Below are 437 nucleotides of genomic sequence, written 5' to 3'. Positions count from 1 at the left end.
CACAACCACTTCAACTTCGCTGAGTCTCGTGAGTAGACAGTGTGGCCATCGTTACGCCATTCGTGCGGGTCGGAACTTACCCGACAGGGAATTTCGCTACCTTAGGACCGTTATAGTTACGGCCGCCGTTTACTTGGGCTTCGATCCGATGCTTGCACATCTTCAATTAACCTTCCAGCACCGGGCAGGCGTCACACCTTATACGTCCACTTTCGTGTTAGCAGAGTGCTGTGTTTTTAATAAACAGTCGCAGCCACCTATTCTCTGCGACCCTCCAGGGCTGACGGAGCAAGTCCTTAACCTTAGAGGGCATACCTTCTCCCGAATTTACGGTATCAATTTGCCGAGTTCCTTCTCCCGAGTTCTCTCAAGCGCCTTAGAATTCTCATCCTGCCCACCTGTGTCGGTTTGCGGTACGGTTTGGTTCAAACTGAAGC

The 437-nt window shown here is 51.5% G+C and carries 1 rRNA gene; it reads right to left on the bottom strand.

The window, feature by feature from the left end:
• Positions 1-437: ribosomal RNA gene (locus ACTHUF_RS11365) — 23S ribosomal RNA — on the bottom strand; the annotation flags it as partial.

Source organism: Neisseria sp. P0024.S006 (genome assembly GCF_051956595.1).
Taxonomy (GTDB): Bacteria; Pseudomonadota; Gammaproteobacteria; order Burkholderiales; family Neisseriaceae; genus Neisseria.
This window is presented reverse-complemented; position numbering and strand designations above follow the sequence as displayed.